Genomic DNA, 18,109 nt, shown 5'->3' with positions numbered 1-18,109 from the left:
TTCTTTTAGCTTTCACTCGAGCGCGAGCGCTCACGCATCATGCGCTCAACCGTACTGTCCAGATCGGCCGGTGGCGTCTCGGGCAGTTTTTTCAACGTCGCCCCCAGCAAGCGCATTTGTTTGATGAACCGGCGGCAGTTGGGACAAAACAACAAGTGATGACGCACCAACAACCGTTCACGAAACGTCAACTGACCATCCAGATAATCGCTTGAGCGGGCTACTTGCTGTTTGCAGGTCAACATTCACCGGTTTCCTCGAAATGCTCCACGGTCGCGAAGACTTTAAGTCGGGCTCTGTGCACGAGCACCCGAACATTAGAGAGCGATATCTCCAGAAGATTACAAATCTCCTCCAGCTCCAGCCCTTGACGCTCGCGCAACACCAGCACGCTGCTTTGCAGCTGCGGCAAGCTCAACAAAGTGTGCTCCAGGCAGTCACGCAATTCGTCTTCGGTGAGCAAGGCTTCAGGTGTGTCCTGATGCCAGGCGAAAGGCGCCAGCAACCAATGGCCATCACTGGAGAAGCGCTCATCATCGATCGTGCCGTGGGGCGATGGCAGGTCGTCGAGCAGCACTTCGCGGCGATTTTGTTTATAGCGATTTTTCGCACAATTGGCCGTGATGGTCAGCAGCCAGGTTTTCAGGCTTGAGCGGCCCTCAAACCCGGCCAGGTTGCGCACCACCGACAACCACGCATCTTGCACGGCTTCATCGGCGTGCCGATTGCCGACAATCGCGTACGCCACGGCACGCATCGGGCTTTGATAGGTACTGACCAGCTCGCGAAAGGCCCGTTCATCACCGGCCAGCAAGCGGGTTAATAATTCAGTGTCTGCCATTGGGTCTCACAGCGATTGAAGTGGCTGGCGCAGGCGACGAACCTGATTGTTCGCAGCCTGTGCCCGTGACGACACCCTCAAGGGATCAACGCTTGCGCAAAATCACGCTACCAATGGAGTAGCCCGCGCCGAACGAGCTGAGGATCGCCAGTGCACCGCTTGGCAAGTCGTCCTGATAAGTGTGGAAAGCGATCACCGAACCCGCCGAGCTGGTGTTGGCGTAGGTGTCGAGAATCACCGGGGCTTCTTCAACCGACGCTTCGCGGCCCAGCAGGCGCTTGACGATCAGGTGGTTCATGCTCAGGTTGGCCTGGTGCAGCCAAAAGCGCTTCACATCCGCTACGTTCAACTGGTTTTCTTCAAGGTGCTGACCGATCAACTCGGCCACCATCGGGCACACCTCACGGAATACTTTGCGCCCCTCCTGTACGAACAGTCGGTCCGGGCTGTCCGCCGGTTCGTCTGAGGCACGGTTAAGAAAGCCAAAGTTGTTACGGATGCTGTTGGAGAACGTGGTCAGCAGTTTGGTGCTGACAATATCGAACTGATGCGCGGAGGTCGCCAGGTCGGCACGCTCGACGATCACGGCGGTCGCCGCATCACCAAAGATAAAGTGGCTGTCACGGTCACGGAAATTCAAGTGGCCGGTGCACACTTCCGGGCTTACCAGCAGCACGGCCCGGGCCTGACCCAGTTGCACGCTGTTGCTGGCGGTCTGAAGGCCAAAAGTGGCCGATGAACAGGCCACGTTCATGTCAAAGCCGAAACCCTGGATGCCCAGTGCCTGTTGCACTTCAATGGCAATGGCCGGGTATGGGCGTTGCAAGTTGGAGCAGGCGACGATAACGCCGTCGATATCGGCAGCGGTTTTACCCGCACGTTCCAGCGCCTGTCGGGCGGCGCCGACAGCCATTTCGCACAACACAGACATCTCGTCATTGGAGCGCTCAGGCAAATGCGGGCGCATGCGTTGCGGATCAAGAATGCCGTCCTTGTTCATCACAAAGCGGCTTTTGATACCGGAAGCTTTTTCGATGAAAGCAGCGCTGGACTCGGCCAGAGGCTCGATCTCGCCGGCCTCGATGGCGCCAGCGTTATCGGCATTGAACTGTTGCACATAGGTATTGAAAGACTGCACCAGCTCTTCGTTGGAGATGCTGTTGGCCGGGGTGTACAGGCCGGTGCCGCTGATGACGACGTTATGCACGGTCGTTCCTCTGTTCTGATCAAGCAGAAAATACTGGCACCTTAGTGCCAAGTCATAAAAAGGCTTACCCCTGCACATGAGAGGTAAACGCCTTGGATCAAATTCGTGTCTGGACTTTATAGCCGCGAAGTTTGCCATAAAAGGCAACATTTGGCGTTATGTGAGCAACAAAGCCCCTCGCCCCGACCCTCTACCTACGGCTGAGGGTCAGGCCTCCACTCCACTCCATTGCTTGCTCAAGCGCTTGTCAGAAATCGGCACTTTGGTGCCCAACTGCTGACCAAACAACGACACGCGGTACTCCTCCAGCCACCAGCGATACAGCTCCAGTTGCGGGTCGCGCTTGCCTTCCTGGGCATGCTTGGAGGCGCGCGCCTGATACTGCGCCCATAACCCGCTCAATTCAGCGCTCCACACCCGGTCTTTCTGCACCTGACCCGGCAGTTTTTCCAGTCGTAACTCAATGGCCTTCAAATACCGCGGCAACTCCTTGAGCCACACTGCCGGCGTCTCGCGCACAAAGCCTGGGTACACCAAGTGGCTCAGTTGCTGCTTGATATCATTCAAGGCCACTGCTTGCGCCAGATCAATCTTGCCCTTGAAGCGCTTTTGCAGGCCGTGCCACAGTTTGAGAATGTCCAGCGTCAGTTTGGCCAGTTTCTCGGCGTGCTCAGTCCAGCCTGCGCGTTTGCGCTCGGCCAACGAAGCCAGCCCGGCGCCATCGCGCGGCAACACCGTCTCGCCTTCAAGGATGCAGCTGTCGAGACTGGCCAGCAGAATGTCTTCTACCAGGCTATCGACCCGGCCCAGCTCGCGGTACAGCAACCCCAACTCGGTCAGGCCCGGCAACTTGCCGCGCAGGAACTTGGCCGGCTCGGCCAGTTGCTGCATCAGCAAACGCTGTAAAGCGCGGCGGTGCTGATATTCGGCCTCAGCCGGCGTCGAAAAACGCCCCTCCTTGACCGTGTTGCCCTCTTCCACCAACGCCGGGTACACCGTCATCGAGAGCCCGGCGATCTTTTGTTGGGTTTTCTCGGCCACCGGGGCAAACACTTTGGCTTCAACCGGCTGCTGGTTTTTGGCCGTTTGCGGCACCGCCAGCGCCGCCTGACTGGCCTGCGCAAAGCGTGCCGTCAGTTCAGCCAGATCGCGGCCTTCACCGAGGAATTTGCCATCGGCGTCCACCACTTCGATGTTCATCTTCAGGTGGTTTTCGACTTGCTGCGCGGCCTCTGCCCACGCCTCGTCACTGACCCGCGCACCGGTCATGCGCAATAATTCGCGGCCCAAGGTGTGCGGCAACGAACCCTGCGCAAACGCCATCCGCTCCAGAGCTGCTTTGACGAAGTCCGGCACCGGGACAAAGTTTTTGCGCAACGCTTTGGGCAAACTGCGCACCAAGGCTATGCACTTGGCCTCGATCATGCCGGGTACCAGCCATTCCAGACGCTCTGGCGGTAACACCGGAAGCAACGGCGCGGGCACTTTGACGGTCACGCCATCGCGCGGGTGATTGGGTTCAAAGTGGTAGCTCAGCGCCAGGGTCAAATCCCCCAGATGCAGGGTGTCAGGGTAATGCCGGGCTGTGATTTCGGTGGCTTCGCGGGCCAGCACGTCTTCTTCGCGCATGATCAGCAGTTGCGGGTCTTTCTGGCTGTTGACCCGGTACCAGCTGTCAAACGTGGCGGTCTGATGAATCTCGGCCGGCAGGCGCGCGTCGTAAAACGCATACAGGGTTTCTTCGTCTGCCAGGATGTCCCGACGACGGGCCTTGGCCTCCAGTTCGTCGAGTTGCTCCAGCAGTTGAGCGTTGGCGGTCAGGCACTTGGCCCGCGACAGAATCTCGCCGCGCACCAACCCTTCGCGGATGAACAGTTCGCGCGACAACACCGGGTCGATCGGCCCGTAGTGCACAGCCCGGCGCCCGACCACAATCAGCCCGAACAAGGTGATTTGCTCGTAAGCCACCACTTGCCCGCGCTTTTTCTCCCAATGCGGCTCGAAGAAGTTCTTTTTCACCAGATGCCCCGCCAGCGGCTCGATCCAGTCCGGCTCGATCTTGGCCACCATGCGCGCATAGAGTTTGGTGGTTTCTACCAGCTCGGCGGTCATCAGCCATTGCGGGCGCTTTTTGCCCAGCCCGGATGAGGGGTGAATCCAGAACCTGCGCTGGCGCGCGCCCAGATAATCACCGTCTTCGGTCTTTTGCCCGATCTGGCTGAGCAAGCCGGACAACACCGCTTTGTGCAGCTTGGGATAGTCCGCCGGTTCTTTATTGACCGTCAGTTGCAGGTCGCGGCAGATCAGGCTCAGCTGACGATGGGAATCACGCCACTCGCGCAGGCGCAGGTAGTTCAGGAAGTTCTTGCGGCACCAGTTGCGCAGCGGGCTGGCGGTCAGCGCCTGACGCTGCTCTTCAAAACCGCGCCATACGTTGATCAGCGCAGCGAAGTCCGAGTCCACGTCTTTCCATTGCGCATGGGCCTGATCGGCCGCTTGCTGGCGCTCGGGTGGACGTTCACGCGGGTCTTGCACCGACATTGCACTGGCCACGATCAACACTTCCTGCAAGCTGCCCAGCTTGGCCGCTTCGAGCAACATGCGGCCCATGCGCGGGTCGACCGGCAAACGCGCCAGTTGTCGGCCCAACGGGGTCAGCTGGTTCTCGCGGTTAACTGCCGACAGCTCTTGCAACAGATTGAAACCATCGGTGATGGCCTTGCCGTCCGGTGGCTCGATGAACGGGAACGCGGTGATCTCGCCCAGACGCAAATGCAGCATTTGCAGGATCACGGCCGCCAGGTTGGTGCGCAGAATTTCGGGGTCGGTAAATTCGGGCCGTGCGTTGAAGTCTTCTTCGGCGTACAAGCGCACGCAAATACCCGGCTCAACCCGGCCGCAACGACCTTTACGCTGATTGGCGCTGGCCTGTGAAATGGCTTCAATCGGCAGGCGCTGCACCTTGGCGCGATAGCTGTAACGACTGATGCGCGCCGTGCCGCTGTCGATCACATAGCGAATACCCGGCACCGTGAGCGAGGTTTCCGCAACGTTGGTCGCCAGCACCACGCGCCGTCCAGGGTGCGACTGAAAAATTCGCTGCTGCTCGGCCGGGGACAGTCGCGCATATAGAGGCAGGATTTCGGTGTGCTTGAGTTGTGCCTTGCGCAGCATGTCGGCGGCATCGCGAATCTCACGCTCTCCGGGCAAAAACACCAGTACATCACCGGGGCTTTTGCGCTCATGGCGTTCGTGCGCGGCAATCTCATCCAGTGTGGCAATGATCGCCTGATCGACGCTCAAGTCTTCTTCGACACTGTTGCCCTCCTCGTCCTGCTCGCTGGTCAGCGGGCGGTACCAGGTTTCTACCGGGTACGTACGGCCCGAGACCTCGACAATCGGCGCATCGTTGAAATGCTTGGAGAAGCGCTCAAGGTCGATAGTGGCCGAGGTGATGATGACTTTCAGGTCGGGACGACGCGGCAGCAGGATTTTCAGATAACCCAGCAAAAAGTCGATGTTCAGACTGCGTTCGTGTGCTTCGTCGACGATGATCGTGTCGTAGCGTTCCAGGTAACGGTCGTGCTGGGTTTCGGCCAGCAAAATACCGTCGGTCATCAGCTTGACCAAGGTATTGGAATCGCTTTGATCCTCGAACCGCACTTGATAGCCGACCAGTGCGCCCAGCGGTGTACCCAACTCGTCTGCTACGCGGCTGGCCACGCTGCGCGCTGCAATGCGCCGCGGCTGTGTGTGACCAATCAGGCCATGCTGACCACGACCGATTTCGAGGCAGATTTTCGGCAACTGAGTGGTTTTACCTGAACCGGTCTCACCCGCCAGAATCAGCACCTGATGCTTGAGCAACGCGGCCTTGATCTCATCGCGCTTGGCGGCAATGGGCAAGTTTTCGTCATAGCGAATCAACGGCACACTGGCGGCCCGCGCCGTCACCTGCGCGCACGACGCCTCAACCCGCGCCACCCAGGCCGCCAACTTGGCGTCGTCCGGTTTTTTGCGCAGCTCATGCAACTGCCGACGCAGCTTATGGCGGTCGGCAATCATGGCGTGATCGAGGTTTTTCAGCAGCTTGTCGATAGCAGGCGATTCGTCAGTCATCAGGTGCGCAAAAGTCTTGGTAAAGGCAGGGGGCGGATTGTCGCAGATTTGGGGGCTATTGCACGAATCTGTGGCTGATCCGTGTTCCGATTGAAGGGCCAAACAACAGCCCTTGGGCGTGTACCCGCTCCCTCGCGCCATATGCCTCAGCCCATCAAGTGTTTGAGGTAGCGATGCAATACCTGCTGCGAGAACACCGATTCACGCACCGTGCTGTCCTTTAAAAAAAACTTGGTCTGACTGCAATCCCACCTGTAGGTATTTTGATAGAGCTCAATAATGGCTTCCCCCTTGTACATATCGTCGGTAAACATCCCGCGTAGCGGATAAAGAAACGCTTGCGTGTCGTGACTCCAAAGTTCCACCCATTGCTGATAAGGCAATAACTGGAAGTGGCGATCATAGTAAGTCTCGACGCGCTGGCAGAACGCCTGAAGGTCGAGGTTGGTTGATTCACTCTGAATGAGGTTGAACTTGTGCCCGAGTGCATCCGGATTACGCGAAATACAGGCCACTGCTTCAACCATGTAATCAACAGTGGTCAACCCTTCCAGAAGGTTTTGCAAGTCTGGAACCGCGTTGTACTTCAGGCATGTCTGAATAAAACGCCCCCACCATTGATAGTCCGCGCACACGCCTGTACGGCTATGAAATGTCGCGTAGCCCAGACGAAAAGTCATGACGGGAAGGCCCGCCGAGGCCGCCAGATCAGCGAGTTTTTCCATGACCCATTTACTTTGTACATACCCCAGATCGTGGCGAATGGACTCCAGGTTCTCGTCAATACTGTCGTTCTCGTAGACGCGTGTTTTTTGGGTGAACCGATGGCCCCAGCTATAGACCGAAATGGTCGACATCAGCATTAAAGGCTTGGTCTTTTTAGCCGCACAAAAGCGGATGATTTGCCTCATGCCTTCAACGTTGTCCTTGCGCATGAAGGCGTACGGCATGATGAAGTTGACCGCACTGGCCGAGTGGTACACGACATCAATCTTTTCAGCGAGGTTGAGGTACTCGGGTTCATTTATTCCCATTGCGGCGTCTGATAAATCAGCCGCATAGACGTGAATACGCCCCCACTCACGCTCACTTAATGAAACCTGATAGCGCTCGCTGACTTGTTGTAACCGCGTCAATGCAATGTCGGTATTCGCACACCGCACAGGGCAGTGAATCTCAGCCGACGTGGTGGCCAGCAACTGCCCCAACAAATGAATGCCGACGAAGCCTGTCACGCCCGTCAGCAAAATATGTTTGGGCTCGGTGATTTGGCGCAGATCAAACACGGGGTCGATCTGCGTATCAGCACTGAGTCTGACGTCATGTTCAAATTCACTGTTTTTACGGATGTGCGTAGCGTCCCCAGAAACACGGGTGCGGTGCAGTAACTGCGCGACTAAATCCTTAAAAATCAAATGATCATAAATATCGCTGACCCGCACGTTGATGTTGAAGTGCGTCGACAAGCGCCTGGCGAGTTCAGCGGCACGCAGCGAATGGCCGCCCACTTCAAAAAAACTATTCTCCCGCCCAAAATCACCATGCTTGAGCAAGTCAAACCAGAGGGAAGCCACTGCCCTTTCGACATCGTTGGCAAATCGTTCTTTATTCAAGGGTATGGGCGTGCACTGCTTCAACAACTCCAGCAACGCAGGTTTATCGGTTTTGCCATTGGTATTGGCGGGGAGTGCCTCAAGGCAATGGTATTGCTCAGGCAACATATAGTCCGGGAGATCGGACGCCAGGCTGCGTCGCACCGTTGCGATCACCCGTTCGGGATGAGCCTGTTTATTGCGCTGTACGATGAAAGCGACCAAGCGTTTGCTGGCCTGTAAACCCGCGTCATCTAACACCACCGCCACAGCGTTGACCTCAGGCTCTTTTAGCAGCCGCGCCTCGATTTCTCCGAGTTCAACTCTGTACCCCCGAATCTTCACCTGGCCATCCAGACGCCCCTGAAACTGAATACTGCCGTCCTCAAGACGTCGCCCCTGATCGCCACTGCGGTATACCCGACACCCCAAGGCATCGGAATAAAGAAAACGCTGTGCGGTCAATTCAGGCGCTCCCAGGTAGCCTCTGGCCAGGCACTTACCGGCAATACACAGCTCTCCTGTTTCACCGGCAGGCACTTCAATCATGTTGTCGTCCACGATATAAATCGTGCAGTCCGGTATGGGAAACCCAATGGAGTCAGGTCGATTAAGACGTTTGCTCTCGACAACTTTCGATGTCACAAAAATAGTCGCCTCGGTGGGACCGTAATAGTCAATCACGGTGTAAGGCAAGTGCTTTACTTCCACCGGGTGGAGCTTTTCCCCGGCGGTATAAAGGTACTTGAGTTTCAGCCCTTGCGGCTGCACAGACGTTAACAGGTCATACACTTTGAGCGTAGGAACGAACGCATGAGTAATACGGTTCACCACACAAAATTCGAGAAACGCATCACTGCTTAACAAAGCCTCTTTATTCAATATATGCAGGCATCCCCCCGCCGTTAATGCTGACCAGATTTCTGATTGGCACACATCAAAACCGACGCAAGCCATCAACGTACAATGACTGTCGCCGCTCACTTGCAGCGTGTGGTTATGGTGCGCTATTAACGCCGCCACAGACTGATGTTCGATCACCACCCCTTTCGGATTGCCAGTCGTACCTGACGTGAATATTACGTAGATGACGTCGTCTGGCCGGACCTCAACCGGTTGAAACGGTCGTTCAACCGGTAACCCCACAAGCGCTTCAATCGTTTTAACCGTGCAGGACAACAGCGGCGCCTGATCATTAACGTTCGTTGAAATAACCCAGGAAGCCGAACATTGCCGGGCAATATATTCTTTGCGTTTTTGCGGCAACCGTCGGTCCAGAGGAACAAAGGCAGCCCCCAGCTTTACGATAGCCAACACGGCAACAATGAACTCAATCGAGCGCTGCGCTTGTACTAAGACCACTTCGCCACGGCCAACACCTCGCACTTGTAAATACGCTGAAACGCGAGAACTCCTTTCGTCCAGTTGCGCATAAGTGATGCGCTCATCGGGGCTGACCACTGCCCAATTCAGCGGGTTGATCAATACGTGATGCTTGAAGTGTGACAAAACGGTAGCCGGGTTCATCGTCATGATCCTTTAATCCGCGCAGCCAAAGGAGCCATTATCTGGTCGACCTTTCAGCCCGCGCAGCGCGATCACTGCGCGAGTTCCAAACACTTGCAACTTGGGGATTGAATAATGTGCAGGGCACGCAGCGCCGGCACTGCACCGAGCACTATCATTGTTCAACTAAGGCGGATCGACGACTGTTAGAAATGACAGCTTTTAATACAATAACGCGCTAAACCAATGACGCTTAATTATAAAAATGTGGCTGCTATATACGCGCCTAACTTATGAGTCACTCGTTGAGTGCCAAACGACCTGCTGCGCAGGTCGTTCACGCCATTAACCCAACGCGTTCACGTGTGTTTCAGCCCGGACCAGGCACCGCACGCTACAGGCGGCGCCGATAAGGAAACACATCAATCACCTTGCCCTCGGCAATAGCCGCTTGCAGGCTTTTCCAGTAATCGGCGTCGTAGATTTCACCGTGCAGCTCATCGAACAGGCGGCGCTGAGCGGCGTCGGCAAACAGGAAGGGCGGGAATTCTTCCGGGAACACGTCCAGCGGGCCAATCGAGTACCACGGCTCGCTGGCCATCTCGTCTTCCGGGGTGCGCGGCTGCGGGATGTGGCGAAAGTTGGCTTCGGTCAAAAAACAGATTTCGTCGTAGTCGTAGAACACCACGCGGCCGTGGCGGGTGACGCCGAAGTTTTTCAACAGCATGTCGCCGGGGAAAATATTGGCAGCGGCCAGTTGCTTGATCGCCAGCCCATAGTCATCAAGGGCTTCACGCGTTTGCGCCGCACTGGCGTTTTCCAGGTAGAGGTTGAGCGGGGTCATGCGCCGCTCGGTCCAGCAGTGACGAATCAGTACGCTGTCGCCGTCGAGCACCACGGTTGAAGGCGCAACCGCCAGCAGTTCGGCCAGGCACTCAGGTTCGAACTTGCTCAGCGGAAAGCGAAAATCGGCGAACTCCTGGGTATCGGCCATACGCCCGACCCGGTCGACACTTTTCACCAGCCGGTATTTCTCAATCACCGTGGCCCGACTGACATTTTTCGATGGCGAAAAACGGTCTTTGATCAGTTTGAATACCGTATTGAAGCCCGGCAGGGTGAATACGGTCATGACCATGCCGCGCACACCGGGGGCCATGACAAAGCGGTCATCGGTGCTGGCCAGGTGATTGATCAGGGCACGGTAGAACTCGGATTTGCCGTGTTTGTAAAAACCGATCGAGGTGTAAAGTTCGGCAATGTGCTTACCGGGCAAGATGCGTTTGAGAAAGCCGATAAACTCCGCAGGCACCGGCACATCGACCATGAAGTAGGAGCGGGTAAACGAGAAAATGATCGACACCTGTGCCTCGTCGGTGATCAAGGCATCGATCTGAATGCCCTGGCCTTCGCGGTGCAAAAACGGGATCACCAGCGGCCACTGCTCATCTTGGGTGTACAGCCGCCCCACCAGGTACGCACCCTTGTTGCGGTACAGCACCGAACCAAACAATTCGATGGCCAGGCCCGGGTCTTTGCACACCCAGTCGGGCAGGCTGTCGCGCAGTTCGGCTTCCAGTCGTCGCAAGTCACCCGGCAAGTCGGCGTAGGCCTCACTGAAGGCGTAGTCGGTAAAGATCTGCGCCAGGGTGTTGCTTAATTGCCCCGCCGGGCGATAGAGGCGGGTTTGCGCGGCCCGCGCCTGGCGCAAGGCCGGGCGCGTGGTGTGAATGAACATGCAGTCGTCGCTGATCAGGTCATGACTGAACAGGCTGCAAAAGGTCGAGTTGTACCAGGTCTCGGCCAACTCATCGTCAAAACGCAGGTCAATCAGGCGGATGTAAGCGCCTTTAACGAGCGACCAATGGCGGGCCTCAAACAAACCTTGCCCGGCATACGTCGACTGCAACCGCTGGCTGACTTCACTGACCTTCTGTTCGTAGAGGTTGATGCGCGCCGCTGAAGCTGCCTGCGCGTCTTGCCATAACGCGCCTTCAAAACGGGCACGAGCACCGTCGGTGATCTGAAGGAAGTGTTCCCGGTAGTCGTCAAAGCCTTCCAGAATCATGTTTGCAATGGCAGCGGCAGGCCAGGACTGGGGCATGGGTGAACCTCGGTACGCACAGCGTTGATTATGTTGTTATGCGCCTGAGCTTAGTGGCCAATTGTAACCAGACGCAACCATTGCCTTGCGCGCTGCATCCCCTACACTGCCCCGCTCAAACCTTGTAAGGAAACAACCGTGAGACTTGTCGATATCGTACGCATGCTGTCGCTGGCAGGCATTTGGGGCGCCAGCTTTTTGTTTATGCGGATCATCGCGCCGGTCCTCGGCTCCATCCCTACGGCGTTCTTTCGTGTCTCCATCGCTGCGACGGGGCTGCTGGTGATACTGGCGTTGATGCGCGTCAGCTGGAACTTCGGCGGCAAGTTCAAGGTGGTATTGATCCTGGGGGTGATTAACTCCGGGATACCGGCCACGCTCTACTCAGTGGCCGCCCAGGTATTGCCGGCGGGTTATTCGGCCATTTTCAATGCCACCACACCGCTGATGGGTGTATTGATTGGCGGGCTGTTTTTTAGTGAAAAACTCACCCTGACCAAAATGGCCGGGGTGTTTCTGGGCTTGCTCGGGGTCGGGGTGCTGACCCGTGCCGGGCCGGTGGCGTTTGATATGGATTTGCTGATGGGTGCCCTCGCCTGCTTGCTGGCCACCACGTGCTACGGCTTCGCAGGCTTTTTGGCGCGTCGCTGGCTGGATCAGCAAGGCGGGCTTGATCCGCGTCTTTCTGCGCTGGGCAGCATGCTCGGCGCTACGCTGTTCCTGCTACCGCTGTTTGGCATCAGCCTGATCAACCAACCACCCGCCAGTTGGGGCGGTATCAGTGTGTGGCTCTCGCTGCTGGGGCTTGGCCTGTTGTGCACAGCTTTTGCCTACATTCTGTACTTCCGTTTACTGACCAGCATTGGCCCGGTCAAATCCATGACCGTGACCTTTATGATCCCGCCGTTTGGCGTGTTATGGGGCGCATTGTTTCTGGATGAGCCGCTGTCGATGGCACACATTTATGGCGGCGTCCTGATTGCCCTGGCGTTATGGCTGGGGCTCAAGCCAGGGGCCATCGCCAAAGCCTGATGCAAGGCGCGAGCACGCTCGCGCCTTGGCACTTATGGGCGGGTTTTACGGAACACGAACATCAAACCGATGATGATCATGGCCATGCCCAGCAGGCTCAACGCTGCCAGCTTATTGCCGAAAATCATGTAATCCATGACTGCTGTCACCGCAGGCACCAGGTAAAACAGGCTGGTGACATTGACCAGATTGCCCCGGGCAATCATCCGGTACAGCAGCAAGGTCGCCAGCACGGAGACCACCAACGCCATCCATAACACCGGTACGACAAAGCCTGCGCTGTGTTCGAAATGAAACGGTTGAAACGGCACAAACACGGCGCACACCAGCAACCCGGCGGCATATTGCAAGGGCAAAGTGCCCAGCGGGTTGTCTGTGATGCGTTTTTGCATCAGCGTGCCCACGGTCATGCTCAGCAATGCCAGCACGGCAAAGAGCATGCCTTGCCACGACATACCCGCCAGCCCCAGGCCCTGATACACCACCAGCACCAACCCCGCCAAGCCCATAAACAGCCCCAGCAGACGGCTCCAGGAGTGACGCCGCTCCATGATCACGGCGGTCAGTATCGGTTGCACGCCCATCACCGTGGCCATCACCCCCGGGGTGACATTAAGGTCCAGCGCCAACAGGTAAAAAATCTGATAGGCGCCGAGCAGCACCGCGCCCGTGGCCAAGGCATACCGCACCGCCTGCGCACTACGAGGCTGTTTGAATTTCAGTAATGGGATCAACAGCCCCAGTGCCAGTAGCGCGATGGCAAAACGAATCAGCAGAAAGGCAAACGGCGACGCGTGGGCCAAGCCCCATTTAGAGAAGATCGCGCCGCTGCTCCACAGCAACACAAACAGGCTCGTGGAGGCCGCTGCAAAGGCAGATTCTTTAGAGATCGAAAACATGAGTCACACCTGTCATCAGGCAAAAAAAGCCAACTCAGCCAAAGCTGAAGTTCGTGGGTTTTTCAGACGGGTACGGCCAGCTGAACGCTCGGTTCAGCCCGCCACCACACCCGGTGGCGATACGACGACGTACACCACAGTGCGGCTGACAGGAGGAGGATAGTGACTGATCTGCTCAGGCTGTTTGCTCGCGCACGGCACTGCCCCAGCAGTCACTGCTGAGTCGACAACGCGGTGGGAAAGGAAAACCGGCATGGGCTGATCTTTTTCAAGAGGGATATCGAGCGCCGACTATAACCAGCGCCCGATACAAATTGCAACGACTTAGCCGAACAACCAACGCCACAACAACAGCAGCACAATCACCGCCAGTACCGGGCGCATGATGCGGTACAGCTTGGGATTGCGGCGCTTCCACTGCTTGACCACGCCACTGAAGCGGTCGCTGAAGGTTTTGCTCCACGCATAGGCTTTGTTGATACCGCCAACGCGCTCATCGTCCAGGTTTTGCGGCGCTGTGGCTTTACCCAATTGCGCGCTGACCCAGCGGTTGATCGAGGTCATGAGGCGGCTGGTCAGCGGGCGCTCAACGTCACAGAACAGGATCACGCGGGTGATGTCGGTTTCGTTCTTCACCCAATGCACATAGGTTTCGTCAAACATCACGTCTTCACCATCGCGCCAGGCGTACTCTTCACCGTCGACAAAAATGCGGCAGGCATCGGAGTTCGGTGTCGACAGCCCCAAGTGGTACCGCAAGGAACCGGCAAACGGGTCGCGGTGCGGGTTGAGGTGGCTGCCACCCGGCAACAGGGCAAACATCGCCCCTTTGACGTTGGGGATGCTGTTGACCAGCTCTACCGTTTTAGGGCACAGCAATTCGGCCGATGGCAGCGGTTTGTCGTACCACTTGAGGTAAAAACGCTTCCAGCCTTTCTTGAAGAAGGAACCGAAACCGGCATCGTTGTTCTTCTCGGCGGCGCGAATATAACCCTCGTCGAACAGGTGCATGGCTTCTTCACGGATGGCTTGCCAGTTGTCTTTGAGCACATCCAGCTCAGGGAACTTGCTGCGGTCCAGGTAAGGCTTGGACGGCACGCCCGAAAACAGGTACATCAGCGCGTTGTACGGCGCAAAGAATGCGGAGTGGTTGACGAACTGACGCAGCACCGGCAAGCGCGCTTTGCCGCGCAAATGCACGTAAAGGATGCTGGCGACAAACAGCAGTATCAGCCCTGCCTTGATGGCGAAGGATAAGGTCATGCAACAACTCCTCGAAAAAACCGTGCGGCACCGATGGCCCGATGTGGCAGCCGCGCATGATAAACACTACCGGCGCCGGACAAAACCCGCGTGATCCAACATTCAGCATTAAGGATTACGTAACAACGTATTAATTAGCATAAGCCGGGTTGAAACCGCTTGATGTGGGTCAGGCAAAATCCTCGGTCGCTGCGAAGGGCTGCCAAGCAAGCCGTGCATTGGATTGCTTCACAGTCCCTTCGCAGCCTTCGACAGCGACGACGAGATAACGCCGGGTTTACTGCTCCAGTTCCTGCTCGCTGAACACGTCGCTGAACAGAAAGCTCGACAGGTAGCGCTCGCCCGAGTCCGGCAGGATCACGACGATGGTTTTACCTTGCATCTCCGGGGTTTCGGCCAGACGCACCGCCGCCGCCATCGCCGCGCCGCACGAGATCCCGCACAGAATGCCTTCTTCGTGCATCAAGCGCAGGGCCATTGCTTTGGATTCGTCATCGCTGACCAGTTCGACTTTATCGACGATGGACAAGTCGAGGTTTTTGGGCACAAAACCGGCGCCAATGCCCTGGATTTTGTGCGGTGAGGGCTTGATCTCTTCACCCGCCAAGGCTTGCGTGATCACCGGCGAGGTCATGGGTTCGACCGCCACCGACAGCAGTGGCTGGCCCAATGTGTGCTTGATATAGCGCGAAATGCCAGTAATGGTGCCGCCCGTGCCCACACCTGAGACCAGCACATCGACGCGGCCATCGGTGTCATTCCAGATTTCCGGACCGGTGGTTTTCTCGTGGATGGCGGGGTTGGCCGGGTTTTCAAACTGTTGCGGCATAAAGTAGCGCTCAGGATCGCTGGCCTGAATGTCGGCCGCTTTGTCGATGGCGCCTTTCATGCCCTTGGCAGGTTCGGTCAGCACCAGCTGCGCGCCGAGTGCCTTGAGCACTTTGCGCCGTTCCAGGCTCATGGACGAGGGCATGGTCAGCGTCAGCTTATAGCCGCGTGCAGCCGCAACAAAGGCCAGGCCAATGCCGGTATTGCCCGACGTTGGCTCGATGATGGTCATGCCCGGCTTGAGCACACCACGGCTTTCGGCGTCCCAGATCATGTTGGCGCCGATCCGGCATTTGACCGAATACCCCGGGTTACGCCCCTCGATCTTGGCCAGAATGGTCACGCCGCGCGGTGCAATGCTGTTGATCTGCACCAGAGGCGTGTTACCGATGGACTGCGCGTTATCTGCAAAAATGCGGCTCATGACGGGTCCTTAAACACATTTTGGGAAAGGCCCCAAGGGTAGGCTCCGTGTTCGTATGCGTCCAGTCATGGCGTGACGCCCCATTCAGAGACTGAATGGGGCGTCTGCGTTCACGCAGCGCGGGTGTCGCGCTATAGTCGTCCCTACTTTTTTAGTCGCCCGCCCTGCCCTGCTCAGGTCGGGGTTCTGGTTTGAGGAATGACACATGAAGTTTGAAGGCACCCGCGCCTACGTGGCCACTGACGACCTGAAACTGGCGGTCAATGCGGCGATCACCCTGGAGCGCCCGCTGCTGGTCAAGGGCGAACCCGGCACTGGCAAAACCATGTTGGCCGAGCAACTGGCCGAATCTTTTGGCTGCAAGCTGATCACCTGGCACATCAAGTCCACCACCAAGGCCCATCAGGGTTTGTACGAGTACGACGCGGTCAGCCGCCTGCGCGACTCGCAGCTGGGTGTCGACAAGGTGCACGATGTGCGCAATTACCTGAAGAAAGGCAAGTTGTGGGAGGCTTTCGAAGCCGAAGAACGGGTCATTTTGCTGATCGACGAAATCGACAAAGCCGACATCGAGTTCCCCAACGACTTGCTGCAAGAACTCGACAAGATGGAGTTCTACGTTTACGAGACTGACGAAACGATCAAGGCCAAAGTGCGCCCGATCATCATCATTACCTCAAACAACGAAAAGGAACTGCCGGACGCCTTCCTGCGTCGTTGCTTCTTCCATTACATCAGCTTCCCGGACCGTAACACCTTGCAAAAAATTGTCGACGTGCACTTTCCTGATATCAAGAAAGAGTTGGTCAGCGAAGCGCTGGACGTGTTCTTCGATGTGCGCAAGGTGCCGGGGCTGAAGAAGAAACCGTCGACCTCCGAGCTGGTTGACTGGCTCAAACTGCTGATGGCCGACAACATTGGCGAAGCCGTGCTGCGCGAGCGCGACCCGACCAAGGCCATCCCGCCATTGGCCGGTGCGCTGGTTAAAAATGAGCAAGACGTGCAATTGCTTGAGCGCCTGGCGTTCATGAGCCGTCGTGGCAATCGCTGATTTTTGCAGAAGGCGCCAAGCATGTTGCTGAATCTGTTCAATGAAATGCGCGCGGCCAAAGTGCCGGTGTCGGTGCGCGAGCTGCTGGACTTGATCAACGCGCTCAAACACCGTGTGACCTTCGCCGACATGGACGAGTTTTACTTTTTGGCGCGTACGATCCTGGTCAAGGACGAGCGTCATTACGACAAGTTCGACCGTGCGTTCGGGGCTTATTTCAACGGGCTGCAAAACCTCAACGAACACCTTGAGGCACTGATCCCGGACGAGTGGCTGCGCAAAGAGTTCGAACGCTCGCTCAGTGACGAAGAGCGCGCGCAGATCCAGTCACTGGGTGGCCTGGACAAACTGATCGAAGCGTTCAAACAGCGTCTGGAAGAGCAAAAGGAACGCCATGCCGGTGGCAATAAATGGATCGGCACCGGCGGCACCAGCCCGTTTGGTTCGGGCGGCTACCACCCCGAAGGCATCCGTGTGGGCGATGCCGGAGCGCGTCAGGGCAAAGCGGCCAAGGTCTGGGAGCAGCGCGAGTACAAAAACCTCGACGATCAGGTCGAATTGGGTACACGCAATATCAAGGTTGCGCTACGGCGCTTGCGTAAGTTCGCACGTCAGGGCGCGGCCGAAGAGCTGGACATCGACGGCACCATCGACCACACCGCACGTGATGCGGGACTGCTCAATATCCAGATGCGCCCTGAGCGGCGTAACACCATCAAGTTGCTGCTGTTGTTCGACATTGGCGGCTCGATGGATTCACACGTCAAGATTTGCGAGGAGTTGTTCTCGGCCTGCAAGACCGAGTTCAAACATCTGGAGTATTACTACTTCCATAACTTCATTTATGAATCAGTGTGGAAAAACAACCAGCGCCGTCAGGTTGAGCGTATTGCCACACAGGATGTACTGCACAAATACGGTGCCGATTACAAAGTGATTTTTATCGGCGACGCGGCCATGGGTCCGTACGAAATCACCCACGCAGGGGGCAGTGTCGAGCACTGGAACGAAGAGCCGGGCTACCTGTGGATGCAGCGTTTTATGGAGAAATACAAAAAACTCATCTGGATCAATCCGTATCCCAAAGATACGTGGAACTACACCGCGTCAACCCGCATCGTGCGCGACTTGATTGAAGACCGCATGTATCCGTTGACCCTGGACGGGCTGGAACAAGGCATGCGGTTTTTGGCCAAGTAATGGCGTTGGCTCGCAGCCCCTCAGTCCAATCCTCTCCCCTGAG

General features: G+C 57.0%; 12 protein-coding genes. 3 read left to right on the top strand and 9 right to left on the bottom strand.

The window, feature by feature from the left end; translation table 11 throughout:
• Positions 1 to 5: 5 nt before the first annotated feature.
• The 6 genes from AP059_RS04270 to aceK form a co-directional block, all read right to left on the bottom strand.
• Positions 6 to 245 (bottom strand): anti-sigma factor family protein, encoded by a 240-nt coding sequence (locus tag AP059_RS04270; RefSeq protein WP_059762032.1) that lies wholly within the window; start codon positions 243 to 245, stop codon positions 6 to 8.
• Positions 239 to 841, bottom strand: a complete 603-nt coding sequence (locus tag AP059_RS04265) for an RNA polymerase sigma factor (RefSeq protein ID WP_059762031.1) — start codon at positions 839 to 841, stop codon at positions 239 to 241. The genes AP059_RS04270 and AP059_RS04265 overlap by 7 nt, the downstream gene beginning before the upstream one ends.
• A gap of 85 nt (positions 842 to 926) precedes the next feature.
• Positions 927 to 2,048, bottom strand: a complete 1,122-nt coding sequence (locus tag AP059_RS04260; protein ID WP_059762030.1) for a beta-ketoacyl-ACP synthase III — start codon at positions 2,046 to 2,048, stop codon at positions 927 to 929.
• 207 nt (positions 2,049 to 2,255) lie between these two features.
• Positions 2,256 to 6,167: an ATP-dependent RNA helicase HrpA gene (hrpA, locus tag AP059_RS04255; RefSeq protein WP_059762029.1), complete on the bottom strand. Its 3,912-nt coding sequence runs from the start codon at positions 6,165 to 6,167 to the stop codon at positions 2,256 to 2,258.
• Positions 6,168 to 6,313: 146 nt separating this feature from the next.
• Entirely contained in the window at positions 6,314 to 9,244 is a 2,931-nt protein-coding gene (locus tag AP059_RS04250) for an amino acid adenylation domain-containing protein (protein WP_165599914.1), read from the bottom strand.
• Positions 9,245 to 9,659: 415 nt separating this feature from the next.
• On the bottom strand, positions 9,660 to 11,369 hold the full coding sequence (gene aceK, locus AP059_RS04245; protein WP_059762027.1) for a bifunctional isocitrate dehydrogenase kinase/phosphatase: 1,710 nt from the start codon (positions 11,367 to 11,369) through the stop codon (positions 9,660 to 9,662).
• A 138-nt stretch (positions 11,370 to 11,507) separates the two neighbouring features.
• On the opposite strand from aceK, the gene AP059_RS04240 reads away from it, so the two are divergent.
• The gene (locus AP059_RS04240; RefSeq protein WP_059874951.1) at positions 11,508 to 12,401 is read left to right on the top strand and encodes a DMT family transporter; all 894 of its coding nucleotides are present in this window, start codon (positions 11,508 to 11,510) and stop codon (positions 12,399 to 12,401) included.
• A gap of 32 nt (positions 12,402 to 12,433) precedes the next feature.
• Here the strand turns inward: AP059_RS04240 and AP059_RS04235 are convergent, their stop codons facing one another.
• The 3 genes from AP059_RS04235 to cysK form a co-directional block, all read right to left on the bottom strand.
• A complete protein-coding gene (locus AP059_RS04235; protein WP_059762025.1) occupies positions 12,434 to 13,300 on the bottom strand; it encodes a DMT family transporter in 867 nt (288 codons plus the stop codon).
• A gap of 324 nt (positions 13,301 to 13,624) precedes the next feature.
• Positions 13,625 to 14,563 (bottom strand): aspartyl/asparaginyl beta-hydroxylase domain-containing protein, encoded by a 939-nt coding sequence (locus AP059_RS04230; protein WP_059762024.1) that lies wholly within the window; start codon positions 14,561 to 14,563, stop codon positions 13,625 to 13,627.
• A gap of 277 nt (positions 14,564 to 14,840) precedes the next feature.
• Positions 14,841 to 15,815 carry a cysteine synthase A gene (gene cysK, locus AP059_RS04225; protein ID WP_059762023.1) on the bottom strand — a complete coding sequence of 325 codons (975 nt, stop codon included), beginning with the start codon at positions 15,813 to 15,815 and terminating at the stop codon, positions 14,841 to 14,843.
• A gap of 205 nt (positions 15,816 to 16,020) precedes the next feature.
• On the opposite strand from cysK, the gene AP059_RS04220 reads away from it, so the two are divergent.
• Together AP059_RS04220 and AP059_RS04215 are read left to right on the top strand one after the other, a co-directional pair.
• Complete coding sequence (locus tag AP059_RS04220) at positions 16,021 to 16,866, top strand: AAA family ATPase (RefSeq protein WP_047276083.1); 846 nt, start codon at positions 16,021 to 16,023, stop codon at positions 16,864 to 16,866.
• Positions 16,867 to 16,887: 21 nt separating this feature from the next.
• Positions 16,888 to 18,066 carry a vWA domain-containing protein gene (locus AP059_RS04215; RefSeq protein ID WP_059762022.1) on the top strand — a complete coding sequence of 393 codons (1,179 nt, stop codon included), beginning with the start codon at positions 16,888 to 16,890 and terminating at the stop codon, positions 18,064 to 18,066.
• Positions 18,067 to 18,109: the final 43 nt, after the last annotated feature.

Origin of the sequence: Pseudomonas sp. TAA207, assembly GCF_001529285.1 — a bacterium.
Taxonomy (GTDB): domain Bacteria; phylum Pseudomonadota; class Gammaproteobacteria; order Pseudomonadales; family Pseudomonadaceae; genus Aquipseudomonas; species Aquipseudomonas weihenstephanensis.
This window is presented reverse-complemented; position numbering and strand designations above follow the sequence as displayed.